Consider the following 23979-nt stretch of genomic DNA (forward strand, 5'->3'; position numbering starts at 1 on the left):
TCACGCTGACACCACGGGCACCCAAGGAGAGAGAACGTGCGAAAGCTGCTGCCGTTGATCGGAACGCCGTCCGGTTCCCACCCCGGCGGCCGGTCCGCCCTGACCTGCCGTTTCCGGTGTGGTGACGCCTGCTTCCACGAGGTGCCCAACACCAGCTCCAACGAGTACGTCGGTGACGTCATCGCCGGCGCCCTCAGCCGCCGCTCCATGATGCGTGCCGCCGCCGTCGTGACCGTCGCCGCGGCCGGCGCCGGAGCGGTCGGTGTCGCCGCCGCGCCCGAGGCGCAGGCGGCCCCCGCCGCCGGGAAGGGCGGCCACGGGCACGGCCACAAGCCCAAGGGCGCCCGCGGTCTGCGGTTCACGCCCGTCGCGCCGAACACCGCCGACGCCGTGACCGTGCCGGAGGGCTACCGGCAGAACGTCGTCATCCGTTGGGGCGAGCCCATCCTGCGCGGCGCGCCCGCCTTCGACCCGGAGAGGCAGAGCGCCAAGGCGCAGGCCGGGCAGTTCGGGTACAACTGCGACTTCCTCGCCCTGCTGCCGCTGCGCGGTGAGCGCGACCGGCAGCTGCTCGTCGCCAACCACGAGTACACCGACGAAGTCCTCATGTTCCGGGACTACGACGCCGCCAACCCCACCCGCGAGCAGGTCGAGATCGCCTGGGCCGCGCACGGGCTCGCGGTGGTCGCGGTCGAGGAGGAGCGCCGCACCGGCAAGCTGACGCCCGTCAACCGGCACCAGCTCAACCGTCGCCTCACCGCCACCTCCGAGTTCCGGCTCACCGGGCCCGTCGCCGGGTCCGACCTGGTGAAGACCTCTGCCGACCCCAGCGGCACCAAGGTGCTCGGCACCCTCAACAACTGCGCCGGCGGCACCACCCCGTGGGGCACGACCCTGCACGGCGAGGAGAACTTCAACCAGTACTTCGCCAACGGCAGCAGCGCGACCGACAAGCGGTACGGCATCGGCACCGGTGCCACCGAGCGCAAGTGGGAGCGGTTCGACAAGCGGTTCGACCTCGCCCAGGAGCCCAACGAGGCGCACCGGTTCGGGTATGTCGTCGAGCTGGACCCGTACGACCCCGACTCCACCCCGCGCAAGCACACCGCGCTCGGCCGGTTCAAGCACGAGGGCGCGACGGTGCGGCTGACGCACGACGGGCGTCCGGTCGTGTACTCGGGCGACGACGAGCGGTTCGACTACTTCTACAAGTTCGTCGGCAGCAAGCGGATGCGGCACGGCAACAGCCGCTCCGCCCGCGAGCACAACCTCTCGCTGCTCGACGAGGGCACGCTGTACGTCGCCAAGCTCAGCGGTGACTCCCCGGCCTTCGAGATCGACGGTACCGGCAAGCTCCCGAGGGACGGCGAGTTCGACGGCAGCGGCCGGTGGATCCCGCTGGCCACCGCCACCGCCGACGGCGCCGTCTCGCACGTCGAGGGCATGACCGCCGAGGAGGTCTTCGTCTTCACGCGCCTGGCCGGCGACAAGGTCGGCGCCACCAAGATGGACCGGCCCGAGGACATCGAGCCCAACCCGGTGACCGGCAAGGTCTACATGGCCCTCACCAACAACTCCAACCGCGGCAAGTCCGGTTACGCCGCCGCCGACGAGGCCAACCCGCGCAACTCCAACAAGCACGGCCACGTGCTCGAACTGACCGAGCGCTGGAACCGGGCGGACAGCACCCGCTTCGCCTGGTCGCTGTTCCTGGTCGCAGGCGACCCGGAGGACCCGGCGACGTACTTCGCCGGGTTCCCGAAGGACTCCGTCAGCCCGATCTCCTGCCCGGACAACGTCGCCTTCGACGACCACGGCAACCTGTGGATCTCCACCGACGGCAGCGCCCTCGGCTCCCACGACGGCCTCTTCGGCGTCGCCACGCGCGGCGACCGGCGCGGTGAGCTGAAGCAGTTCCTCACCGTGCCCAACGGTGCGGAGACCTGCGGTCCGGTCATCCAGGACCGGCGGGTGCTGGTCGCCGTGCAGCACCCGGGCGAGGTGGACGGGGCGACGGTCGACCGGCCGGCCAGCACCTGGCCCGACGGGCCCGGCACGTACGTCCGCCCGGCCGTGGTCGCGGTGTGGCGCGCGGACGGGCGGGACATCGGGGTCTGAGGCCACCGGGGTCCGGGGCGGGGCGCGGGAGCGGCCGGATCAGGGACCGGGGACCAGGTCCTGATCCAGCCACTCCCGGTACGCCGGGCCTGTCGCGCCACCTCCCGGTACGCCTCGGCCGGATCGGGATAGACGCCCTCCAGCTCCGTCTCCGTACGCGCCGCCAGCAGCAGCCGTACGCCCAGCGGGTCGCCGTGCAGCCGGCGGACCGCCGTCTCGGGGCGGGAGGGCGAGGTCGGCTGGCACACGGTGACGACCTCGCCGAGGGCGACCAGGGACGCGGCCGCGGTGGCACCACTGCCTACTGCTGGGAGGCGTGCAGGGTCAGGTCGGCCACCAGTGCCCGGTGGTCGGTGTCCGGGAGGTCGAGGAAGCGGGCTCGGGGCGCGGCGAAGTCGGCGGAGACCAGGACGTGGTCGATCTGGGCGCCGAACGCCGGGGCGGTGCGGGACGGCCAGGTCGGGGTCCGGTCGGCGCCGGCCAGGCGGGCCGCGTCGCGCAGGCCGGTGTCGAGGAGGCGGCGGAAGGCCGCGTGGTCCTGGGAGGCGTTGAAGTCCCCGGCGAGCACGGTGGGGGTGTCCCGGCCGGCGGCGGCCGCGTCCCGCAGCCGGCCGAGCTCCCGCCGCCACAGGTCCACCTGGCCGGGCAGCGGCGGCATGGGGTGCGCGAGCTGGAGCCGTACGGCGTGCCCGTCGACGTCGGCGACGGCGCCGGGCATCCCCATGGCGCCGGGGACGCCGTCGGTGGCCCGCAGCGGGAAGCGGCTGAGGATGACCGAGCCCTCGGAGCCGCCGCCCTCCACCGCCTGCCGGTGGGGGTAGGCGTCGGCCAGCTCCCGCCGCAGGGCCGCGTCGCAGGTGTACTCGCACTCCTGGACGAACACGACGTCCGGTCCCTCACGGCGTACGGCGTCGACCAGCGCACCGGTGGCCTGCCCGAACTCCACGTTCGAGGTCAGCACCCGCAGCTCGGCGACGGGCGGCCCCGCGGGGTCGCCGGTCTTCCCGTACGGCTCGATGAACCAGGCCAGCAGACCCAGCAGGGCCACGCCCCACACCGCGCCGGTCCACCACCGGGCGAAGAGGGTGCACAGCAGCCCGGCGGCCGTGGGCACGAGCAGCCAGGGCAGGAAGGCGAGGAGCTGGGGCACGGGGGTGACGCCGTCGGCGCCGGCGGTCCGGCAGCCGACGACCACGCTCACCCCGGTGAACAGCAGCCCCGCGCACCGGGCGCCGAACCGACGGCGTCGCCCGGTCCGCCCGGACCCGTCCCCGGTGACCGACGGGTCGGCAGTCCCAGTCTCCAACGTTCCGGCCTTCCGCTCGCGGACGTGATGCCCGAATCCTCCCTCAAGGACGGGGGAGCGTGGCGGGTGGTCGCCGGGGACGACCGCCCCGGGCGGTGGCGCGGGACGGGGAGGCGCGGCGGTTTCCGAGGCGGCCGGTCAGCCAGGAGGCGAGGGCCACCGTCAGGCCCAGGGCGAGGAGGAGCCAGGCCGCCGTGCGCAGGGTGGCGGTGAGGGCGTCGTAGACCGCGGCCGCCGCCAGGCGGTGGACGCGGTCGGGCAGGCCGGCCAGGGTGAGCCGGCGGCCGACGGCGATCGCGAGGACGAGCAGGGCGCCGCCCAGGGCCGTGCCCAGGCCGGTCGCGGTGAGCGCGCGCCGGCGGCAGGCGGCGACGGCGATCCCGGCGGCGGCGAGGACGACGGCCGCGAGCGGCAGCCAGAGGGCGGCGGCGTCCAGCACGTGGTACCCCTTGCGGAGCCCGGCCACCTCCGCGGCCGGCACCACCGCGACCTCGGTGTGCTCGACGGGGACGCGGTGGGCGAAGGGCATGCGGTCGGCGGCGAGCTGCGCGCGTACCCGCGTGGTGACGAGGGCGAGGTCGACGGTGACCGGGCCGGGGGCGGCCGCGTCGTCGCGCAGGGCGTGCAGGACGGCTTCGTGAACGGCCCTGTTCCCCGTCTCCCACGCGGTGCGGAACGCCTCGGTGCGGGTGAAGGAGCGGATCGCGTCGCGGACGAACGGGCCGAGGGGGGTGTCGGCCGTGCCGGCCGTCCCCGTCTCCAGTTCCCGTACGACCTCGTCCCCCACCGCGTCGGCGACGGTCTCGCGCACGTCGGGGTCGGTGGCCAGCGGAGCCATGGCGCCGACGTACCGGCCGGTGTCGGCGAGGCCGAACGTCACCCAGGCGGCGAGGGTGCCACAGGGGGCGAGGAGGCAGGCGAGGGCGACGAGGGCCGCGGAGAGGGCGTCGCGCAGGCGCGTACGGCGGTCGTCGTGGTGGAGGGGCACGTCTCCAGGCAAGGGGCGGGGGGTCCGGTGCGCGAGCGCTGGGGGCGCGTACGGGTGTACGGGGCTGCCCGGACGGGGCCGTGCGAGCCCGTGCCGCCCCGCGGCAGGACCGCCTGCGGAGGGCGGGGCCTACTTCAGGCGGTCGCCCCGTGCGTCCTCGCGGGTGTAGAAGCGGTAGAACATCGTCAGGAACACCCCCGTCGCGACCAGCAGGCCCACGATCGTGGAGCGCAGGACGCCGGGGCTGGGGGCCTGGACGACCAGGAAGCCGATCGCGCTGCCGCTGAGGGCGGCCCAGAGCACCGCGTGCAGTTCGCGCCGCACCTTCGGCGCCAGGGCGAGGAGCGCCATGAACAGCAGGGAGAACACGAGGCCGGCGAAGAAGCCGTACAGGAAGTTCTCCACGGTGATCGGCCCGCCGTAGCGCCGGTTGGCCGCCACCCAGTAGCCGTACAGGACTCCGAGCAGGACGGGTACGACGACCTTCGCCATCCGGTGGGTCCGCGCGCCGAAGACGTCGGTCGTGCCGGCCGGCTCGATCATCCCCCGGGGCCGGGGTGCCGTGTGCGTCATGGGAGCACTCCTCTCTCCTCGCCCCCGCCCCACCAATGGACACCTCCCCGGACCCGTCGGCAAGTGGAGACCGGATGCGGGCCGCACGGCGCCGTGTTTCGCTGGGGCCGTGAGTCCGGGCAGCGGGGGACACGGCCTGCACGACCGGTACCCCCCGGCCGGTCGGCGCGACGTCGTGCACCGGCACGAGATGCTGCGGCTGAGGGGCCGCAGCGTCACCTGGGTGCCGCCGTTGCTGCTGCTCACGGCCATCACGGTGGCCGACTACAACACCACCGGCGAATTCCGGATCATCTCCTGGATCGTGCTGGTGCCGGGCATCGCCTGCGCGATCTGCGGGGTGTGGGGCACGGCCCTGTTCGCCGTGCTCTCCCTCGTCGCCTACACCCTCGTGGACAGCGCCTGGCCGCACCAGTTCCAGGCGGGGCTGCCGGACTTCATCCTCGTCTCCGCCGGCGGCGTCCTCGCCACGCTGGCCTGCGTGGTGCGGGTGCGCGGTGAGCGCCGCGCGCTGCACATGCGGGACGTCACCGACACCGTGCGGCGCACCGTGCTGCGCCCCCTGCCGCCGGACTGGGGCGGCCTGGAGCACGCCGGGGTGTACCTCACCGCGGACGCCCAGGCCCGCGTCGGCGGCGACTTCTACGACATCCAGCCGGGCCCGTACGGCACCCGGGTACTGGTCGGTGACGTGCAGGGCAAGGGGCTGGGCGCGGTGGAGACGGCGTCGGTGCTGCTCGGGGCGTTCCGCGAGGCGGGTTACCACGAGGCGGAGCTGACGGCGGTCGCCGACCGGCTGGAGACCCGGATGCTGCGGCACCGCGAGTACACCACGGCGCTCGGCCGGGACGACGGCGACCGCTTCGCCACCGCCGTGCTGCTCGGCTTCCCGGCGGACCGCACCGACGTGGTGGACGCCGTCGTCTTCGGCCACGAACCCCCGCTGGCCGTCGGCCCCGGCGGAGTGCGGTCCCTGCCGGCCGGCGGAGGGCTCCCGATCGGCTGCCGCGACCTCGGCCCCGGACCGCCGCCGCTGTGCCGGGTGCCGGTCGCCGCCGACGAGACGCTGCTGCTGGTCACCGACGGCGTGACCGAGGCCCGGGACGGCGCCGGCGACTTCTACCGGCTCGCCGACGACCTGGCCCGGGCGGTGGCGGCGGACCCGCGGGCCGTCGCACCGGGCCGGCTGGTCGCCGTCGTACGGGACGGGACGCTGCGGCACAGCCGGGGGCGCCTGGCCGACGACACCACCGCCTTCGCCGTACGACGGGCCCGCGCGGCGGGGGGCGAAGGCCCCGAAGAGGGACGTTCACCCCACTGACGTCCCCCCGTGCGTCCGCAGCGGTTACCGTGCTGCGGTAGGTGATCGACAGGGGAGGGGACCATGCCCGGAACCGTGCTGCTGCTGGCGGCCTCGCCGCTGGGCCGCGGGCGGCTGGTGGACGCGGCTTCCGTGCTCCCGGTCCTCGCGGCGGTGCCGCCCGCCGTGCTGTCCGGCGCGGACACCGCGAACGTCGTCGAACTCGCCGACCCGCTGGAGCCGCAGGCCGTGCTGACCCGGCTGCGCGCCGCCGCCGCGGCGCCGGGGCCGCTGACCGTGTACGTCACCGGTCAGCTCCAGCTCGACCGCCGTCAGCGGCTGCCGCATCTGGCGCTGGCCCGGACGACCGCGTCCACCGTGCGGTACACCGGGCTGCCGTGGCACTGGTTCCGGGAGGAGCTGCGGCTGCGTCCGGCGGGCGCGACGACGCTGTTCCTCGATCTGCACGCCGACCCGGAGACCTGGCAGGTGCTGGGCGCGGCGCGCCCGCCGGGCCCGTTCCCGCTCGACTGCGGCCCCGACAACGCCGTCTACGGCCGTGTCGCGCCCCCGCCGTCCCGCCGCGGGGTCGCGGCGCCGGCGTACATGAAGGCGGTCGCGACGATCCTGCGCAGCGGATGGCGCCCGCCGGACGAGGAGCTGCACCAGCAGGCGCTGACGCGGATCGCGCCGGAGAGCGCGGGCGCCGATCTGCCGCTGGCGCGGCGCGGGCCGGTGCCGGGCGATCCGCACGCGGCCGTCACCGCCGCCGTGCGCTCGGGCCGGCACGCGGACGCCGACGCGCTCGCCGCGCGGCTGGAGCAGGCGGCCGTCCTGGCGCACGGGCCCGCCTCCGAGGAGGCGCTGCACTGGACGGAGGTCCGGGCGGACCTGGCGATGCTGGCCGGGGACGCGGCGCGCAGCTGCCGTGCCTGGCTGGCCGTCGCGAGCGCCCGGCTGACCGCCGGGCAGTCGGCGGACGCGCCCGCCGTCGAGGCGGCCGTGGACCGGGCGCACCACCAGTGGGGCCGGATCGGCGATCCGGCCAGGGCCCGTGAACTCGGGCCGGTGCTGGCCGAGTTGCGCGGCCGGGTGCCGGGGCGGCGCGAAGGGGCCCTGGACCACGTGCGGCGGCAGTTGCGGCAGTTGCAGACACAGGGCTGAGCGCGGCCGGTCACCCGTCGGGCCGTGCCGCCGGGCCGCTCCGGCCTGCCGCTGCCGGCGCCTCCCGGTCCGTTCCCGCCGGGCCGCTCCGGCCGGCCGTCCTACCGGACCGCCGCCTCCACCGGTGTCGTGGTCCGGTGGTCCGGCTCGGGGTCGACGGCCCTGGCGGGGCCCGCGTTGGCAGCCAGGACCAGCGTCGCGACCGCGGCGACGGCCGCGGCGAGACCGCGGGCGTAACGCTCGGTGGTGCGTGTGCGTTCCAGCACGGCGACCTCGCAACAGCAACGGGTTAAGCACGTTTAATCCGCGGTTTAACCTAGGGGCTGTCGGACGCGAACGGCAAGGGGCAATGGGGGAGTTGCTGTGGGGGAACGGGACGAGCCGGCGACCATCGGGCGGCGGGTGCAGCAGTTGCGGGTGGAGCGCGGACTGACCCAGCGACAGCTGGCGGAGCCGGTGTACACGCCCGCGTACATCTCCACGCTGGAGGCGGGACGGGTGCGCCCCTCCGACGACGCGTTGCGGCACCTCGCCGACCGTCTCGGCGTCGCGTTCGACGAACTGGCCACCGGGCGTTCCGCCCGGCTGGTGACCGAGCTGCACCTGCGGCTGACCGAGGCGCGGCACACCCTCGCCGTCGGCGAGACGGAGGCCGCGGTGGAGCAGTACGCCGGGCTGCTCGCCGAGGCGGAGGCGCACGGCCTGGCCGAGGAGCAGGCCGCCGCACTGCTGGGGCTCGGCGAGTGCGCCCTGGAGACCGGCGAACTCGTCGAGGGGCGACAGTACTTCGAGCGGGCCGAGGACCGCCTCGCCGAGGAACCGCTGCCCGCCCGGGTGCCGGCGCTGCGCGGACGGGCCGTCGCCCACTACCTCGCGGGCGAACTGCGTTACGCGGTCTACCTCCTTGAATCCACGATCGACGAGCTGAACCGGGGCGGCCTGCACGACCCGGACGCCCTGCTGCTGCTCTACGCCAGCGCGATCGGCCCGTACATGGACATGGGCGCGCACGCGCGGGCCGCGCAGGCGGCGGAGTTCGCGCTGGCGCTCGCGCCGCAGTCCGGCGACCCGGCGCTGGTGGCGCGCATGCACCGGTCGGTGGCCCGCACCCTGCTCGCCGAGGGCCGCCTCGCCGAGGCGGACGCCTCGCTGGCCAAGGCGGCGGAGCTGTACCGCGGGCTGCAGCTGAGCACCGAGCTGGCCAACTGCCACTGGATGCGCGGCTACGTGTACGCGCAGAACGGCGAACTGGAGCGCGCCGAGAAGGAGATGCGCGAGGCGCTGGGGATGCTGTCGGCCAAGCGGGCGTCCCTCTACAGCAGCCAGGTGACCGTCGAGCTGGCCGACGTCCTGCGCCGGCGCGGCAACTCCCGGGAGGCGGCGGCCCTGCTGGAGGACGTGCTCGGCGGGCTCTCCCCCGAGCGGGGCGCGGTGCACGCGGCGGCGGCGCACCGGCTGCTCGGGATCATCGCCGAGGACGCCCGCCGGGCGGAACAGGCCGAGGAGCACTACGTCCGCGCGATGAGCCTGCTGGAACGCGCGGGCGCGGTCGGCGACCTGGCCGACCTGTGCCGCCTCCTCGGCGACCTGCTGCGCCGCACCGGCCGCGTCGAAGCGGCCCTGGACGCCTACCGCACCGGCCTGGGCCACCGCACGGCCCCGGGCACCACGACCCTGGGGCCGGCCCCGGCGCAACCCCCGCTCTGACCGTTTCGGGGCGGGGCGGGCCGGGTAGTCGGGGCTCGTTTCCGGACAGGACGGCCGAAGGAGGCGAGGGGCGTGCGGCCCAGGGACGGCCCCGAGGGCGATCCGGGCCGGGAGGACGAGCAGGTGCTCGGCGCGATCGCCGCGGGACTGCGCGACGTCGAGCCGGCCGCCGTTCCGGGACGGCTGTGCGCGGTGGCCGTCGCGCTGCTGCCGGTGGACGGCGCGAGCGTGTCGCTGCGCGGCGACGGCATGCCCGTCCACCTCGGCGCCTCCGGTCCGCGGGCCGCGCGTCTCGCCCAGCTCCAGGCCACCCTGGGCGACGGCCCCTGCCACCACGTCCTGGCGGCCGGCGAGCCGGTCCTCGCCGGCGACCTCGCCGCCGCCGGCTGTGCCGGCCGCTGGCCCGTCTTCGCCCAGCAGGCGATCGGCGCCGGCGTACGCGCCGTGTACGGGCTCCCCCTCGGCAGCGGCGCCGTCTGCGTCGGCACCCTCGACCTGTACCGCGACACCCCCGGCGGACTCACCGACGGCCAGCTGCGGGTGGCCCGGCTCGTCGCCGGCGTCATGACGGCGGCACTGGTGGACCTGCCGTACGACCTCCAGGGCGGCGACGAGCCCTGGCTCAGCGGACTGGCCGCCGACCACGACCGCGTCCACCAGGCCGTCGGCATGATCATGGCCCAGCTGGGCGTCGGCGCCGACGAGGCCCTGGCCCGCCTGCGCGCCGACGCCTTCGCCCACGACCGCACGGCCCTGGAGGTCGCCCTGGACGTGGTCGCCCACCGCCGTCGCTTCGACACGCCCTGAGCGCGCGACTGTCTACCCTTGACGGTCATGGACACAGCCATCCTCTTCCTCACCTGCGTCGTGATCCTCGGCGTCATGACGATCCAGGGCCACCTCTCCCGCGCCGACCGCCGTGCCGCCCGCGTCGAGCGCAAACTCGACGCGGTGATGCGGCACTTGGGCATCCACGAGGAGGTTCCGGGAAGGGACGAGATCCTCGCCCTCGTGCGCCGGGGGAAGAAGATCCAGGCGATCAAGCTGTACCGCGAGACCACGGGCGCGGGCCTGGCCGAGGCCAAGCAGGCGGTGGAGCGCCTGACCTGAACCGCCGGTCCGCGGGCCCCGGGAGGCGGCGGCCGCTCAGCGGACCGCCTCGGGGAGGTCCTGGGTGCCGATGACCGACAGGAGGCGGAGCAGTTCGGCGCTGTCGGTGCCGACCGCCGGGGTGAACCAGAGGAGCCGCTGCCGGCCGTCCTCGCTGAACAGGTTGAGGCAGTTGACCTCGACCACGCCGAGGGCGGGGTGGACGATGCGCTTGCGGTCCTCCCGGCGGAACGCCACGTCGTGCTCGGCCCACAGGGCGGCGAACTCGGCGGAGCCGTCGAGCAGCGCACCGATCAGCGAACGCGCCTCCGCGTCCTTCGCGTCCCGCCGGGCCGCGGCCGCGCGCAGGTCGGCGACGAAGGCGCGGGACTGGGCCGGGTGATCGGCCCGCGGATACAGCCGCCGGGCGCCGGGCTCGGTGAACCACCGGTGGACGAAGCTGGCCCGGGCGCCCCGGAAGCCGGAGTGGTCCCCGAGCAGCGCCACCGCGAGCGGATTCTGCACCAGGGTGACGTGCAGGTCGGTGACCACCTGCGCCGGTGTGGAGGTCAGACGGGTGAGCAGGTCGAGCATCCCGGGGTGCACGTGCGAGGCGGCCCCGCCCTGCACCGGCACCGGGCGGTTCGCCAGGTGGTAGAGGTGATCGCGCTCGTCGGCGGTCAGGCGCAGCGCCCTGGCCAGCGCGGCGAGCATCTGCTCCGACGGCTGGGAGCCGGCTCCGCGCTCGAGTTCGTTGTAGTAGTCCACCGACGCCCCGGCGAGCTGCGCTACCTCGTCACGGCGCAACCCGGGCACCCGGCGCCGGGGCCCGGCGGGCAGTCCGACGTCGGACGGGCGGATCCGCTCCCGCCGTGACCGCAGGAAGGCGCCCAGCTCGCTGTGTCTCACAGAACCCATTCCCCCATGGTCCGTCCGGCCGGGCAGCCGGCACAGGGGATGACGTCCCCTGGTTCCGCGGGCCGGCGGCGCGCATCGTGGAGGACGTCACCCGGCGTCCACGAGCACGTCGCCCCGGATCACAAGGGAGCAGCACCCATGCCTTTCGCCCACTTCAAGGTCCCCGCGGGAACCCTCACCGCCGAGGACAAGAGGAAGATCGTCGAGCGCACCACCGACCTGTACGCGGAGATCTACGGTGAGCGGGCCCGGCCCACCACCGTCGTCCTCGTCGACGAAGTCGCCGACGGCGGCTGGGGCGTGGCCGGCGACGTCCTGACCGCCGCCGTGCTGAACGGCGACGCCTGACCCGCCGCCGGGAGGGGCCCGGCCCTCAGACCCGTACCCGCGCCTGCCGGCCGACGTCCGCCAGGCGGTCCGCGCCGAGCTGGACCATCGCCTGGGCGACCTCGGGGAGCACCGCGCCGAGGCCGCCGTTGGTGAGGGTGATCGTGTCCTCGCCGACGCGGACCGCCGCGAGGTTCACGGTGAGGTGGGTCGGGACGCCGTCGGACGCCTCCCCGGTCATCGTCACCCGCAGTCCCGCCCGCGCGTCGCCGGCCTCCGGGAGCGGGAGTTCCGTCACCTCGACGCGCTGGGCGCCGGCCCGGGTGGCCGTCGCCTCGAACCGCGCGCACGTCCCGGGCAGCGTCCTCAACCAGTCCAGGACGCGGTCCACGTCGGCGGGCGGGTGCGCGGCGACCTGGTAGCGCAGCTGGGAGTCGTCGTAGGCATCGTCGAGCGTGGTGGTGGCGCTCGGCCCGGCCGGCGGGCCGAACAGCTCCTCCGTGTAGAGGACGTCGAGCAGCCGGTGGCAGTCGGCGTCCTCCGCCTTCGCCTTGAGCATCCCGTCCCGCCAGGTCGCCGCGCCCTGGCTCGCCGTCCACGGCTCCCCCAGGTCCGTCTCCGTGATCAGCGCCTCCCGCAGCTGCTCCTCGCTCAGCTCCGACGGGCCGGGCGAGGGCCGCTTCGCGGCGGGCGAGGCGGGGGACGCGGAGGCGGCCGGGGGCTCGGACACGCCCTCGGGCAGCGCGCGCGGCACCTCCCGGTCGCCGGCCACGCACGCCGCCGCGGTCAGCAGGGCCGTCGCCGTCAGCGCGGAGACGAGGAGGGTGCGGGCGGCGGCCGGGGCATGGGTCATCGAGGTGCCTCCTGGGGGAACCGGGCCGTCCACGAGCGGACGTGCTCCTACGGCACCACCCCCTTTCTCGCCCCACCAGCGAGGAGGGCCGTCCGGGTGAGCGGCACGGAGGGAGAACGGCTCGCACGCCCCCGTCCCCCTGGGCGCCCGATCGCCGGTTCGGCTGCGGCAAACGGGGGTGAAAGTGCCGTACGCCACACCTGCAGGGAATGGCTCCACGCTGTCGGTGAGTTCGCTTTTACGGTGTTCTGCAGAGATTCTCCGCAGGTACCCGCACGCACCCAGAGGAGACCGCGTGACCGACCGCACCCCCACGCCCGGCACCAGGCCGCCGCACCCCGCCCCCGACGCCACGCCCGACCTCTCCTCCAGGGACCCCGACTGGTGGCGGCAGGCCGTCGTCTACCAGATCTACCCCCGCAGCTTCGCCGACGCCGACGGCGACGGACTCGGTGACCTGCGCGGCATCACCCGGCGCCTCACCCACCTCGCCGCGCTGGGCGTCGACGCCCTGTGGATGAGCCCCTTCTACCCCTCCGAGCTCGCCGACGGCGGCTACGACGTCGCCGACCCGCGCGACGTCGACCCCCGCCTCGGCACCCTCGACGACTTCGCCGCGCTCGTCGCCGAGGCCCACCGGCTCGGCCTGAAGGTGATCGTCGACATCGTCCCCAACCACACCTCCCACCAGCACGTCTGGTTCCAGGAGGCGCTGCGCGCCGGGCCCGGCTCCCCGGCCCGCGACCGCTACGTCTTCCGCGACGGCAAGGGGGAGCGGGGCGAGCTGCCGCCCACCGACTGGCAGTCCGTGTTCGGCGGCAGCGCCTGGCAGCGGGTGCCGGACGGACAGTGGTACCTGCACCTGTTCGCCGCCGAGCAGCCCGACCTCAACTGGGGGAACCAGGAGGTCCGCGACGACGCCCGCGCCACCCTGCGGTTCTGGGCCGACCGGGGCGTGGACGGATTCCGGATCGACGTGGCGCACGCCCTCGTCAAGGACCTCGACGAGCCGCTGCGCGACCTCGGCGACCACGCCTCGGGCGGTGAGGCCGCCCTCGCCGACTTCCCGCCCGGCACCCACCCCTTCTACGACCGGGACGAGGTGCACGAGATCTACCGCGACTGGCGCAAGGTCCTCGACGCCTACTCCCCGCCCCGCATGGCCGTCGCCGAGGCCTGGGTCCCCGGGGCCAGGCGCGCCCTGTACGCCCGTCCGGACGAACTGGGCCAGGCCTTCAACTTCGAGTACCTGCAGGCCGCGTGGGACGCGGAGGAGCTGCGGCAGGTCATCACCGGATCGCTGCGGACCGCGCACGCCGCCGGCGCCTCGGCGACCTGGGTGCTCTCCAACCACGACGTCGTCCGGCACGCCTCCCGCCTGGTGCTGCCGCCGGACACGGACGAGAACGCCTGGCTGCTGTCCGGCGGCCGCGCCCCCGCCGTCGACCCGGACGCCGGGCTGCGCCGGGCCCGCGCCGCCACCCTGCTGATGCTGGCGCTCCCCGGCTCGGCCTACCTCTACCAGGGCGAGGAGCTCGGCCTGCCCGAGGTCGCCGACCTGCCCACCGAGGTCCTCCAGGACCCGATCTGGGAACAGACGGGGCACGTCCGCAAGGGCCGCGACGGGTGCCGGGTGCCGCTGCCGTGGACGACGGCCGGTCCGTCGTACGGCTTCGGGGCGGCCGGTGCCTGGCTGCCGCAGCCGCCGTCCTTCGCCGCGTACGCCGTCGAGGCGCAGGACGGGGCCGAGGGCTCGACCCTGGAGCTGTACCGCACGGCCCTGCGGCTGCGCCGCAAGCTGATCGACGGCGAGACGCTGAACTGGGCGGAGGAGACCCCGGCAGGGGTCCTGCAGTTCGACCGCGGCGACGGCTGGCGCTGTGTGACCAACCTGTCCCCCGGCCCGGTCTCCCTCCCGGCGGGCGAGGTCCTGTTGACCAGCGCACCGCTGGAGGACGGCCGGCTCGGCCCGGACACCACGGCCTGGCTCGGCCGCTGACCCGGACACCGGCCCCGGCCCGCCGGGTCCGGGACGGGGCCGGACGGGAACGGGGGACGAGGGGGAACGACCGGAGGCGACAGCCACGGGAGGGCCGTCCGGTCACCCGTACGGCCCTCCCGTGCGGACGGCCCGCACGGGCGCACCGGCGGCACCGGCTCCGGGGCGTCCGTGACGGCCGTACGGGGAGCCCGCCGGTGAGGAACAGGCCCGGCAGGACGGCGGCCGCCGCGCTGAACGGCGTCGGCGCGTCGAGCGAGCGGGTCCGGATCACCGTGGGGGGCGTCGCCCCGGCACGGTGAGGTCACACGTGCCCGGGGCCTCCGCTGCCGAAGCCGCCGCTGGATCCGGGCAGCCAGCGCTTGCGCTGCTGGTCCCTGCCCGTTCTGGTCGCGGAGTGGTGGAGCTCGTAGGGCATGAGCCGTGAGCCGGTCCTCGACATGTCCGGCATCTCGTCCGGCTCCCGTATCTCCCGCATCTCGCGGACCGCGCCGCCGTCCGGCAGCCTCGGCTGGTCCTCCGCGGCGGGGCGGGGCTCCTCACGGTCCATGTACCGCATGCCGAGCCGTACGGCCCAGATCAGCGCGCCGGCCACGACCAGCCCGCCGATGAAGGCCGCGAAGACGGCCCACCGGTGCGTGGTGGAGGCCAGGACTACATACGTTGCCGTGTTCATGTTGTCGAGTATGGATGAAGAAATGAGATAAAGCGCCCGGAATGTCGGACCTCGTCATGCTCCTGGCCCGCCCCGGCGGGCGGCCACCCCGGCGGCGTGACAGATTGCGGCCAGAGGAAGGCCGGGACGGGCCGTCGCGTCCCCACGTGTGCAGCTCGGGGCCCGGCCCCGGCCTTCCCGCCTCCGCGGCCCTGCCGCCGACGTCGGCGGCCCCCCGGAAGCGTTCCCCCGCCCTCCGCCGTTCCCGCGCCCCGGTACGACCGGGGCCGGGCCGGCGGAGGTGACCCGCGCGGTCTTCGCCGGGCGGGGGCCGACGCGGCGCTCCGCCGGCGCCTCACCCGCCCGCCCCGCCCTCGGTGACGCCGGCTCGTACCGCGCGCCCGGACGGGGCGTGACCGCCGTACGGAGTCCATCGCGGGACGTGCGCAGGACATCTGCCGTCGCCACGGCAGTTTTTCCGCCGGGCCGACTAGAGTTCCCCGTGGGGAGCCCGTCCCCGTGGCGGACCGTGCCCACCGTGGTCCGCGGAAAGGTGCGTATGCCTTCGGAAAGTCAGCCGTACGCCGACGGCCGGCAGCCGGACCAGGGCCGGCCCCCCGTCGCCGACCCGCTCGACGACGACCATTTCCCGGCCTACACCATGGGCAGGGCCGCCGAACTGGTCGGAGCCACACCCGCTTTTCTCCGCGCCCTGGGCGAGGCGCGGCTGATCACCCCGACGCGCTCGGGAGGCGGCCACCGCCGCTACTCGCGCCACCAGCTGAGGCTGGCCGCCAGGGCCCGCGAACTGGTCGACCAGGGCACACCGGTCGACGCCGCGTGCCGCATCGTCAGCCTCGAGGACCAGCTGGAACGGGTCGAACACGTCAACGAGGAGCTGCGCCGACGGGGCGCGGGGGCGGCCCGCGGAGGCCGATGAAAATCTGTTCCCGCCGAAACAGGATTTCCGCACTCGTCGAACGAAATCTCATTCCCTAAACACCTGGCGGTGTTTTATTCCAGTGATTTTCCTCGCTTGCCGTTGACTTCTCTCGTGCTAGGCTGACGCCAGTTGCAGTTGTGGTTGCCAGTTTGCTACCGGGTCTCCGGGCAGGTGATCATCGCGACGATGAAGGGATTCGTAAAGTGCGAGTCCCAGCACTGTCTCAGGAGAATTGATATGGCCACCGGTACGGTGAAGTGGTTCAACTCGGAAAAGGGCTTCGGCTTCATCGAGCAGGACGGCGGCGGCGCCGACGTGTTCGCCCACTACTCGAACATCGCCACCTCCGGCTTCCGTGAGCTCCAGGAAGGCCAGAAGGTGAGCTTCGACGTCACGCAGGGCCAGAAGGGCCCGCAGGCGGAGAACATCGTCCCCGCCTGATCCAGGCGCAGGGATTCAGGAGCGGGGCCCGCACTTCGGTGCGGGCCCCGCTCTTTGTTTTCCGGCCTCTCCACCCGCTTTTCCGCGGGACCGACGCGACCGTGCCGATCACCGCGGTCCGCCGGAAGAGCGACCGAGGTGTGGGCGGTCCGGGTGAAACACGGCGGCGCACACCGTCGGACGGGAAGCCCGGCGGCGCGGCCGCGCGTGGGCCGGGACGGCGAACCCGGCGTCAGCTCTGCTCGGGCCCGGCCTGCTGGACCACCTCGAAGGACCACAGCGTGGCGTCCGTGGCGGCCGGCCGGGGCTTCTCACCCGGGGCCCCGCCGTGGGCCTCCTGGGCGCGGCCGGACATCCAGCGCTGGAAGTCCTCCTCGCTCCGCCAGCGGGTGTAGACGAGGTAGGTGTCGGTGCCTTCCACCGGACGCAGCAGCTCGAACCACTCGAACCCGTCCGAACCCTCCACGGCCCCCGCCCGCGCGGCGAACCGCTGCTCCAGCGTCTCGCGCTGCTCCGCCGGGACCGTGAGTACGTTGATCTTGACGATGCTCATGTCCCGATTGTTCCGCAGGGCCGGCCCGGGACGCGTGGCGGGGCCGGGCCCGTGCGGGCGCGTCGTCCCGGCAGGGAGGGCAGCCGAGGCGGATCACCAGGAGGCAGAGCCGGGAGGGGAGTCCGGCTCCGCCGGCGGCGTGGAGGGCGCGGAGGGGGAGACCGGGGGCCGTCTCCCCGGCCGGTGCCGCCGGTTCCGTCGCCGCTGCCGGGGGCCGGGGGCGGCGACGCCGGCGGGGTGGCCGTGCCGGTGCCGGAAGCCGACGCGGACTCCGGGGCCGGCCCCGTCTCCGGCGCCGGGCCCGGTCCCGTGTCCGCGCGCGCACCGGAGCGGGAGAAGGGGTCCGGGGAGGCCGTACGCGGCCGCGACGGCGCCGCCGGGCCGGAGGCGGTGGCGCCGTCCGTGCGGGTGTCCGACGGGGCGGTGGGCCCGGTGACCGGTCAGGACGCCGACCTGGCGGCGGTGCGGCGGATCGTGGCCGGCACGCAGCACATGACGGTGTACGAGCCGTTCCCGCCGGAGGCGACGGGGGCCGCGGACATGGCGGTGGCCAAGGTGCGGGAGAGGTCGATCCAGTCCGACGCCCTGGCGCGGGACGTGGTCGACGGCCCGACGCACAAGGACATCCCGGCGCTGCTGGTCCCGGTGGTCGCCCTCACGAGGGAGAACATCGAGGCCACGGTGGTCCAGGAAGGTGTCCGCACCGTCGAGGACATCTGCGCCGGGGCGTACGCGGCGGACTGCGCGGAGATCGGCCTGACCCCGTAGGAGACGGGAAGCGGCCGGCCCCCGGAGGAACCGGGAGCCGGCCACCGCCCGACTTCCCTACGGGGTCACCGTGTTGCCGCCGAAGCCGACGACCAGACGGCCGTCCGAGGCGAACGACCAGTCCAGCGCGCCGGAGTAGTCGGCGCACCGGGAGCCGTTGGAGCCGGACCAGAACTGGTTCGAGCCGTCGACGCTGCCGATGGTCCTGTCGTTGGAGCCGCTTCCGCTGCGGCACGAGGTGTTGTCGCGGAACACCGAACTGCCGCCGTCGAAGTTGAAGTTGCGCTGGGCGTTGTCGATGCTGACGTTGTCGGAGACGGTCATCGAGCCCGGGTTGCTGTTGTACGTGAACCCGTGCTTGCCGTTGTCGTAGGCGATGCTGCGCCGGATGACGTGGTCGACCTCGATGTCCTCGCCGCCGAGCTTGTAGCCGTTGCGGTCGCCGTTGCCGGCCTGGCCGCCGTTGCTGAGGGTGCCGTTCTCGTAGGCGAGGGAGTCCTCGATGGTGACCGCGCCGATCGCGCCCGTGTCGTCCTTGGTGTAGAGGTCCCAGCCGTCGTCGATGTTGTTGTGGGCGACGGCGTAGCGGAAGACGTTGCCGGGTCCCGAGGTGAGCTTGGCGGCGAAGCCGTCGGCGTCCTCGCCGTCGGAGTCGGCGTTGTCGTGCGACTCCGCGCTCAGGACGAGGTTGTTCGACGGCCACTGGTCGCGGGGCGTGTCGGAGGCCGCCCGGGAGAGCTGGAGCCCGGTGTCGCGGTTGTAGCGGGTCACCGTGCGCTCGAAGACGTTGTTGCTGCCGCCGACGAAGATGCCGTTGTCCCCGGCGCGTTCGACGACGATCCCCTTGACGTGCCAGTACGACCCGTTCACGGCGAGTCCGCGGTTCGACGGACTCTCGCTCTGCGCCGAGAAGTTCAGTACGGGTGTCTCGCCCGGGTAGGCGACGAGCTCCGTACGGTCGCCCGGGGTGCCGTCGTTGCCCGCGGGGACGGTGACCGTCTGGGAGTGGTGGTACGTGCCGCCGCGCAGGTAGATCGTGCCGCCGGGGGTGATGCGGCCGATCGCGGAGGCGAGCGTCGTCGGGTCGGACTGGGTGCCGGACGCGCCGGCGCTGCCGCCCGGCGCCACGTAGAGCGCGGAGGCGGGCGGCGGGGTGGTCGTGCCGCCGCCCGTCTCCACCTCGAGGTAGTCGACGTTGGGCAGTCCGGCGGACGACGTCGGGCTGAGCCGCACGGTGTTGTCGCCCGACCGCACCGGCACGGTGAACGTCTTCGTCGTCCAGCCCGTCCAGGCGCCGGTGGCCTCGAAGGAGGCGGACGCGACCGTGCTGCCGTTCACCACGATGTTCGCGGCCCGTGCGCCGCCGCCGCCGTTGGCGAAGCGCACCCGGAGCGTCGCCGTCCCGGCGGCGGGGGCGCTCACGGTGAACTGGACGTAGCCGCCGGTGCCGTTGGCGCCGTTGCAGAAGCCGCTGCCGGAGTATCCGGACCATTCGGTCTCGACGGCGCCGGTGCAGACCGCCGAGGACCCCTCGGCCTCGTAGCGGACGGTCGCGGCCTGCGCGGGGCTGCCGGACAGGGTGACGAGTGCGCCGGCCAGCAGGCCGGCACAGGCGAGGGCGGGTCTCACGTGCATCGTTCGTCTCCAGGTTCGGTCGGGTGGGGGGGCGAGCTCATCGACGAGTTCGGGTCCGTGAACGGAGAAAGCGCTTTCCGGGAAAGTAAGGGCCTGCCGTGAGCACGTCAATAGCTTCGACGATGAACCGAATTCACATCCATGGACAACCGGGCGGCGGTGTCGCGCCCCGCCCGGCCGGTGTCGTCCCGAGCCTTTGTGACGCGTAACACATCGGGCCGAGCGATGACTCCTCCCCCTGCAGCCGGTCGTACACACCACACCACCGACACAAGGAAGGCCTGGCCATGACCCACACGCTCGGCGCATCCCGCCCCCTCGCCCCCGCCTCGCCCACGTCGCGTCCGACGGCACGGTGGACCGTGGCCGGCGGCGTGCTGGCGGGCCCGCTGTTCCTCGCGGCCGGTCTCGCCCAGGGCTCGGCACGGGAGGGCTTCGACTTCACCCGGCACGCGATCAGCCAGCTCGCCCTCGGCGGGGCGGGCTGGATCCAGACGGTGAACTTCCTGGTCGCCGGGGCCTTACTCGTCGCCGGGGCGGCCGGTCTGCGCCGGGTGCTGGGCGACGGCGCGGGCGCGACCGGGGGCCCTCTCCTCGTCGGGGTGTGCGGCGTCTCGTTCTGGGCCGCCGCGGCCTTCCCCGCGGACGCCGGCGCGGGCTTCCCCGCCGGTTCCCCCGACACGGCCACGCTGAGCGGGCACGGAGCCGTCCACATGGCCGCCGGGATGGCCGGCTACCTCGCCCTGTGCGCCGCGTTCGTCGTCCTGGCCCGCCCGCTCGCCGACCGCGGCCACCGCGGCTGGGCCGTCGCCTCCCGCCTCGCGCCCGTCGCGGTGCTCGCCGGATTCGCAGCCTCCGCCGCCTCCGTCCTGGCGTTCACCGCGGGCGCGGGCCTCGGCCTGCTCTGGCTGACTGCCCTGACGGTCCGGCTGACCACCGCCCCGGCGGACCGCTAGCCGGCCGCCGCACCCCCTCACGTTCCGCCCGACACGACAAGGGAGCACCTCATGACCGACGCGGTGAAGGGCCCTGCCGGCTACTTCCCCTCCATCGAGAAGAAGTACGGCCGGCCTGTCGCCGAGTGGAAGGAGCTCATCCGCTCCTCCCCGCTCACCAGGCACATGGAGCTCGTCGACTGGCTCAAGGCCGACCACGGACTGGGCCACGGCCACGCCAACGCCCTGGTCGCCCACACGCTGGCCGAGGACAGCGGCAGGTGACCGGGCGCGGGCGGCGCGTCAGGCCTCCTCGCCGACGCGGTCCGGCAGGCCGAAGAGCGGAAAGAGCCGCTCGGTGTCACGGAAGGCCGTGATGCCCGTGACGCGGTCGCCGGAGAACTCGACGACCTGGAGGGCCCAGGGCTCGTAGCCGGTCCGGTCCGCCCGGGGGCGGTACTGGCCGAACGCGGGGGAGCCGTTGGCCACCGTCGGGACCAGGCGGGAGCCCCGGCACCCGACCGCCGGCCCGGTCAGCCAGGCCTGGATGTCCGGGACCCCGCGCATCCAGTGGGTGTACGGCGGCAGGCACAGGGTGGCGTCGACGTGGAGGAGCATGTTCAGCTCCTCCATGTCGTAGCGGGAGAAGGCCGTGGCGTACCGCTCGGCCAGCAGCCGCACGGCGTCGGACGGCCGGTCGGCCTGCCCGCCGGCGTTCTCGCGGCGGGCGGCCAGCGTGGCGCGGGCCCGCTGCAGCGCGCTGTTGACCGAGGCGACGGTGGAGCCGTGCAGCTCGGCGACCTCGCGGGCGGAGAAACCCAGGACGTCCCGCAGGAGGAGCGTGGCCCGCTGCTTGGGCGGCAGGTGCTGGAGCGAGGCGACGAACGCCAGCCGCACCGACTCGCCGACCGCCACCTCCGTCCCGGGGTCGCCGCCGGGGCAGGGCTCGATCCAGAGGACGGAGTCCGCCGGAGGCCCCGGCGGCGCGGCGCCGTCGGCCGGACCGGAGAGGTCCATCGGCAGCGCCCGGCGCCTGCCCGAGGCGAGGGCGTCCAGGCAGACGCGGGTGGCGATGCGGTACACCCACGACCGCAGCGCCGACCGGCCCTCGAAGCGCTCGAGGCCCCGCCAGGCCCGGACGAGCGTCTCCTGCACGGCGTCCTCGGCCTCGGCGAACGATCCCAGCATCCGGTAGCAGTAGCCGGTCAGCTCGCCCCGGAAGCCCTCGAGCCGCTCCGTCGCCGTCTTCGGCCCGGCGCCCCCCATGCGGCACCCCTCCCTCGGAAGACCACGGTCCGGGGCCGCGTCCCCGGACCTGCCGCAACCCTAGGCCGCGGGCTGCGGGGCCGCGGTTCCCGGTGCGGGGCGCCGGGCCCGGCGCAGGAACGGCGCCTCGACGACGTGGTACGACAGCAGGGCCATCAGGAGGGTCAGCACGGCCGTGGCCGGCAGGAGTCCGTCCTTCATGCCGAGGGAGGCCAGCAGCCGTACGACGGGGTAGTGCCACAGGTAGACGCCGTAGCTCAGGTTGCGGCCCACCCAGGTCAGCGGCGTGAGCGAGAGCAGCCGGGAGAGACCGCCCCCGGGGCGCAGTTCGAGCGCCGCGACCAGGACGGCGGAGAGCACCGCCACGCACAGGAACCCGGCGGTGTACCAGACGGCCGTCCACGGGCCGGCGTCGGCGGTCACCGGCATCCGCCAGGCCGCCAGCGCCAGCAGGCCCAGCGCCGGCCAGGCCAGCCGGCCCGCCCAGGCCCGCAGCACGGCCAGCCGGGGATCGTCGGCGCGCAGCCGCGCCAGGACCACGGCGACGAGGGCGCCGGCCAGCAGCTGGTCGGCGCGGGTGTCGGTGCCGTTGTAGATGCGGTGGGCCGCGTCCGGCTGCCACAGGGCGCAGCGCCACAGCACGGGCAGCGCGCACAGGGCCGCCGTGCAGAGCAGCACCGTGCGCGCCCGGGTGTACCGCAGCAGCACCAGCAGGGCGAGCGGCCAGAGCAGGTAGAACTGCTCCTCCACCCCCAGCGACCAGGTGTGCGCGAGCGGCCCCATCAGGTCGCTGTACGGCCCGGACTCCGTGGCCCGGACGATGTTGACGAGGAACAGCGCCGACAGGCCCGCCGCCGGCAGGGAGTCGTCGAAGCCCCACAGCGGGGTGGTCACCGACAGGACCGCGCAGACCGCGCACACGGCCAGCAGCGCGGGGACGAGCCGCAGCCAGCGCCGCCGGTAGAAGGGGAGCAGGGCGACGCCGCCGGTGCGGGCGTACTCGGCGAGCAGCAGCCGGGTGATGACGAAGCCGCTGATGGTGAAGAAGACGTCCACGGCGACCGAGCCGCCCGGCAGCGCGTCCGGCGCCACGTGGTAGACGAGCACCAGGGCGACCGCCACCGTCCGCAGCCCGTCCAGGCCGCCCACCCGGCCGCTGCGCGCCACCGCGGACGGGAAGCCCCGCCCTCCCGGTGGGGCGGGTCTGCCGGAGCCGGGGTGCCCCGCCTTTCCCGTGTCGAGTCCGGAATCCTCCGCTGTCGCCGAGCCCGCTTGCTGAGCCATGAACGAGATCGCTTCCCGCCTGCCGACTACTGGGGTAACCCGGTGCGCCTGTCCAGAAACCACGGACGCATGCCTGCGTGCGCCCATCCGGACGGCCCGGTCGCCCGGTGGGGGCTACGATCCGGGGTATGGCGCTGAGCGTGCGGGACGTGGATCGCTTCGAGGCCCTCCGACCGCGTCTCGAGGCCATCGGCTACCGCCTCCTCGGCTCCGCGAGCGAGGCCGAGGACGCGGTGCAGGAGACCTTCCTGCGCTGGCAGGCCGCCGACACCGGCCGCATCGAGGTCCCCGAGGCCTGGCTGACGAAGGTGCTCACCCGTCTGTGCCTCAACCAGCTCACCTCGGCCCGCGCCCGGCGCGAGACCTACGTGGGCGAGTGGCTCCCCGAGCCGTTGCTCGCCGGCGACCGGATGCTCGGCCCCGCCGACACCGCCGAACAGCGCGAGTCGGTCTCGTACGCCGTCCTCACCCTGCTGGAACGCCTCACCCCCAACGAGCGGGCGGTGTACGTGCTGCGGGAGGCGTTCGACTACCCGCACCGGGAGATCGCCGCGATCCTCGGCCTCACCGAGGCCGCCAGCCAGCAGATCTTCCACCGGGCCAGGAAGCACGTCATGGACGGCAAGGCGCGCACCGAGATCGACGGGGCCGCCGCCCGGCGGGTCGTCGACGAGTTCCTCGCCGCCGCCACCAGCGGCCGGACCGAACCGCTGGTGCGGCTGCTCACCCAGGACGCCGTCGCGGTCGGCGACGGTGGCGGGAAGGTACCGGCTCGTGCCAAGGCGTTCGAGGGCGCGCTCGCGGTCGCGACGTTCATCCGGGGCCTGTTCAAGCCGGGCAAGGCCAAGCGCGCCGTCCTGGGCGGCTCGCCCGGCATCCACGTCACGACCGCCAACGGCGACCCCGCCCTCGTGGCGGTCCTCGACGGCCGGGTCGTCGGCATCATGTGCTTCGCGGTCACCGCCGAGGGCATCACCGCGATCCGCAACCAGGTGAACCCCGACAAGCTGGAGCGCGCGACCCGGCTCTGGGCCTCCGCTGACCACGGCGACCCCCTGCTCGTCGCCTTCTGAGCATAATGTGACTCACGTCACACCCTTCTCCTGTCAGGAAACGGCGGGCCGCCCGGTTCAAGGGGCGACCCGTGAAGAGCCGAC

The 23979-nt window shown here is 74.6% G+C and carries 25 protein-coding genes; 14 read left to right on the forward strand and 11 right to left on the reverse strand.

Going from position 1 to position 23979, the window contains the following annotated elements:
• The first annotated feature begins 36 nt into the window (after positions 1-36).
• A complete protein-coding gene (locus ACZ8ZB_RS17470) occupies positions 37-2118 on the forward strand; it encodes a PhoX family protein (protein ID WP_470738629.1) in 2082 nt (693 codons plus the stop codon).
• Positions 2119-2419: 301 nt separating this feature from the next.
• On the opposite strand, the gene ACZ8ZB_RS17475 is transcribed toward ACZ8ZB_RS17470, so the two are convergent.
• The 3 genes from ACZ8ZB_RS17475 to ACZ8ZB_RS17485 form a co-directional block, all read right to left on the reverse strand.
• Entirely contained in the window at positions 2420-3424 is a 1005-nt protein-coding gene (locus tag ACZ8ZB_RS17475) for an endonuclease/exonuclease/phosphatase family protein (RefSeq protein WP_470738630.1), read from the reverse strand.
• 43 nt (positions 3425-3467) lie between these two features.
• Positions 3468-4412 (reverse strand): hypothetical protein, encoded by a 945-nt coding sequence (locus ACZ8ZB_RS17480; RefSeq protein ID WP_470738631.1) that lies wholly within the window; start codon positions 4410-4412, stop codon positions 3468-3470.
• A 129-nt stretch (positions 4413-4541) separates the two neighbouring features.
• Entirely contained in the window at positions 4542-4985 is a 444-nt protein-coding gene (locus ACZ8ZB_RS17485) for a hypothetical protein (RefSeq protein ID WP_470738632.1), read from the reverse strand.
• A gap of 190 nt (positions 4986-5175) precedes the next feature.
• On the opposite strand from ACZ8ZB_RS17485, the gene ACZ8ZB_RS17490 reads away from it, so the two are divergent.
• Positions 5176-6306, forward strand: coding sequence for a PP2C family protein-serine/threonine phosphatase (locus tag ACZ8ZB_RS17490; RefSeq protein WP_470741516.1), 1131 nt, complete (start codon positions 5176-5178; stop codon positions 6304-6306).
• Positions 6307-6369: 63 nt separating this feature from the next.
• Positions 6370-7449: a hypothetical protein gene (locus ACZ8ZB_RS17495; protein WP_470738633.1), complete on the forward strand. Its 1080-nt coding sequence runs from the start codon at positions 6370-6372 to the stop codon at positions 7447-7449.
• Positions 7450-7550: 101 nt separating this feature from the next.
• Here ACZ8ZB_RS17495 and ACZ8ZB_RS17500 read toward each other — a convergent pair whose 3' ends face one another.
• Positions 7551-7715 (reverse strand): hypothetical protein, encoded by a 165-nt coding sequence (locus ACZ8ZB_RS17500; RefSeq protein WP_470738634.1) that lies wholly within the window; start codon positions 7713-7715, stop codon positions 7551-7553.
• A gap of 97 nt (positions 7716-7812) precedes the next feature.
• Here ACZ8ZB_RS17500 and ACZ8ZB_RS17505 point away from each other — a divergent pair, with 97 nt between their 5' ends.
• From ACZ8ZB_RS17505 to ACZ8ZB_RS17515, 3 genes are all read left to right on the forward strand, one after another.
• The gene (locus ACZ8ZB_RS17505; RefSeq protein WP_470738635.1) at positions 7813-9156 is read left to right on the forward strand and encodes a helix-turn-helix domain-containing protein; all 1344 of its coding nucleotides are present in this window, start codon (positions 7813-7815) and stop codon (positions 9154-9156) included.
• Positions 9157-9228: 72 nt separating this feature from the next.
• Positions 9229-9963, forward strand: coding sequence for a GAF and ANTAR domain-containing protein (locus ACZ8ZB_RS17510; RefSeq protein ID WP_470738636.1), 735 nt, complete (start codon positions 9229-9231; stop codon positions 9961-9963).
• Between the two features lie 27 nt (positions 9964-9990).
• Positions 9991-10266 carry a ribosomal protein L7/L12 gene (locus ACZ8ZB_RS17515; RefSeq protein ID WP_470738637.1) on the forward strand — a complete coding sequence of 92 codons (276 nt, stop codon included), beginning with the start codon at positions 9991-9993 and terminating at the stop codon, positions 10264-10266.
• 36 nt (positions 10267-10302) lie between these two features.
• Here ACZ8ZB_RS17515 and ACZ8ZB_RS17520 read toward each other — a convergent pair whose 3' ends face one another.
• The gene (locus ACZ8ZB_RS17520; RefSeq protein ID WP_470738638.1) at positions 10303-11163 is read right to left on the reverse strand and encodes a helix-turn-helix transcriptional regulator; all 861 of its coding nucleotides are present in this window, start codon (positions 11161-11163) and stop codon (positions 10303-10305) included.
• A gap of 138 nt (positions 11164-11301) precedes the next feature.
• Here ACZ8ZB_RS17520 and ACZ8ZB_RS17525 point away from each other — a divergent pair, with 138 nt between their 5' ends.
• On the forward strand, positions 11302-11511 hold the full coding sequence (locus ACZ8ZB_RS17525; RefSeq protein WP_470738639.1) for a 4-oxalocrotonate tautomerase family protein: 210 nt from the start codon (positions 11302-11304) through the stop codon (positions 11509-11511).
• Between the two features lie 25 nt (positions 11512-11536).
• On the opposite strand, the gene ACZ8ZB_RS17530 is transcribed toward ACZ8ZB_RS17525, so the two are convergent.
• Positions 11537-12343: a hypothetical protein gene (locus ACZ8ZB_RS17530; protein WP_470738640.1), complete on the reverse strand. Its 807-nt coding sequence runs from the start codon at positions 12341-12343 to the stop codon at positions 11537-11539.
• Positions 12344-12638: 295 nt separating this feature from the next.
• On the opposite strand from ACZ8ZB_RS17530, the gene ACZ8ZB_RS17535 reads away from it, so the two are divergent.
• On the forward strand, positions 12639-14342 hold the full coding sequence (locus tag ACZ8ZB_RS17535; RefSeq protein ID WP_470738641.1) for a glycoside hydrolase family 13 protein: 1704 nt from the start codon (positions 12639-12641) through the stop codon (positions 14340-14342).
• A gap of 304 nt (positions 14343-14646) precedes the next feature.
• Here ACZ8ZB_RS17535 and ACZ8ZB_RS17540 read toward each other — a convergent pair whose 3' ends face one another.
• Positions 14647-15018, reverse strand: a complete 372-nt coding sequence (locus tag ACZ8ZB_RS17540; protein ID WP_470738642.1) for a DUF6479 family protein — start codon at positions 15016-15018, stop codon at positions 14647-14649.
• 538 nt (positions 15019-15556) lie between these two features.
• On the opposite strand from ACZ8ZB_RS17540, the gene ACZ8ZB_RS17545 reads away from it, so the two are divergent.
• On the forward strand, positions 15557-15937 hold the full coding sequence (locus tag ACZ8ZB_RS17545; protein WP_470738643.1) for a MerR family transcriptional regulator: 381 nt from the start codon (positions 15557-15559) through the stop codon (positions 15935-15937).
• 240 nt (positions 15938-16177) lie between these two features.
• Entirely contained in the window at positions 16178-16381 is a 204-nt protein-coding gene (locus ACZ8ZB_RS17550; protein ID WP_003969786.1) for a cold-shock protein, read from the forward strand.
• Between the two features lie 232 nt (positions 16382-16613).
• Here the strand turns inward: ACZ8ZB_RS17550 and ACZ8ZB_RS17555 are convergent, their stop codons facing one another.
• Positions 16614-16934 carry an antibiotic biosynthesis monooxygenase family protein gene (locus ACZ8ZB_RS17555; protein ID WP_470738644.1) on the reverse strand — a complete coding sequence of 107 codons (321 nt, stop codon included), beginning with the start codon at positions 16932-16934 and terminating at the stop codon, positions 16614-16616.
• A 249-nt stretch (positions 16935-17183) separates the two neighbouring features.
• On the opposite strand from ACZ8ZB_RS17555, the gene ACZ8ZB_RS17560 reads away from it, so the two are divergent.
• Positions 17184-17702 (forward strand): hypothetical protein, encoded by a 519-nt coding sequence (locus tag ACZ8ZB_RS17560; protein ID WP_470738645.1) that lies wholly within the window; start codon positions 17184-17186, stop codon positions 17700-17702.
• Positions 17703-17759: 57 nt separating this feature from the next.
• Here the strand turns inward: ACZ8ZB_RS17560 and ACZ8ZB_RS17565 are convergent, their stop codons facing one another.
• Positions 17760-19337: a CBM35 domain-containing protein gene (locus ACZ8ZB_RS17565; protein ID WP_470738646.1), complete on the reverse strand. Its 1578-nt coding sequence runs from the start codon at positions 19335-19337 to the stop codon at positions 17760-17762.
• 287 nt (positions 19338-19624) lie between these two features.
• Here ACZ8ZB_RS17565 and ACZ8ZB_RS17570 point away from each other — a divergent pair, with 287 nt between their 5' ends.
• Positions 19625-20293: a DUF998 domain-containing protein gene (locus tag ACZ8ZB_RS17570; RefSeq protein ID WP_470738647.1), complete on the forward strand. Its 669-nt coding sequence runs from the start codon at positions 19625-19627 to the stop codon at positions 20291-20293.
• A 51-nt stretch (positions 20294-20344) separates the two neighbouring features.
• Positions 20345-20557, forward strand: a complete 213-nt coding sequence (locus ACZ8ZB_RS17575) for a DUF4287 domain-containing protein (protein ID WP_470738648.1) — start codon at positions 20345-20347, stop codon at positions 20555-20557.
• 18 nt (positions 20558-20575) lie between these two features.
• On the opposite strand, the gene ACZ8ZB_RS17580 is transcribed toward ACZ8ZB_RS17575, so the two are convergent.
• Together ACZ8ZB_RS17580 and ACZ8ZB_RS17585 are read right to left on the reverse strand one after the other, a co-directional pair.
• Complete coding sequence (locus ACZ8ZB_RS17580) at positions 20576-21538, reverse strand: sigma-70 family RNA polymerase sigma factor (protein WP_470738649.1); 963 nt, start codon at positions 21536-21538, stop codon at positions 20576-20578.
• A 60-nt stretch (positions 21539-21598) separates the two neighbouring features.
• Positions 21599-22822, reverse strand: coding sequence for an acyltransferase family protein (locus ACZ8ZB_RS17585; protein WP_470738650.1), 1224 nt, complete (start codon positions 22820-22822; stop codon positions 21599-21601).
• Positions 22823-22950: 128 nt separating this feature from the next.
• Between ACZ8ZB_RS17585 and sigJ the strand changes: the two genes are divergently transcribed.
• Entirely contained in the window at positions 22951-23895 is a 945-nt protein-coding gene (sigJ, locus tag ACZ8ZB_RS17590) for an RNA polymerase sigma factor SigJ (RefSeq protein WP_470738651.1), read from the forward strand.
• Positions 23896-23979: the final 84 nt, after the last annotated feature.

It is taken from the genome of Streptomyces sp. 12E, from assembly GCF_055633275.1.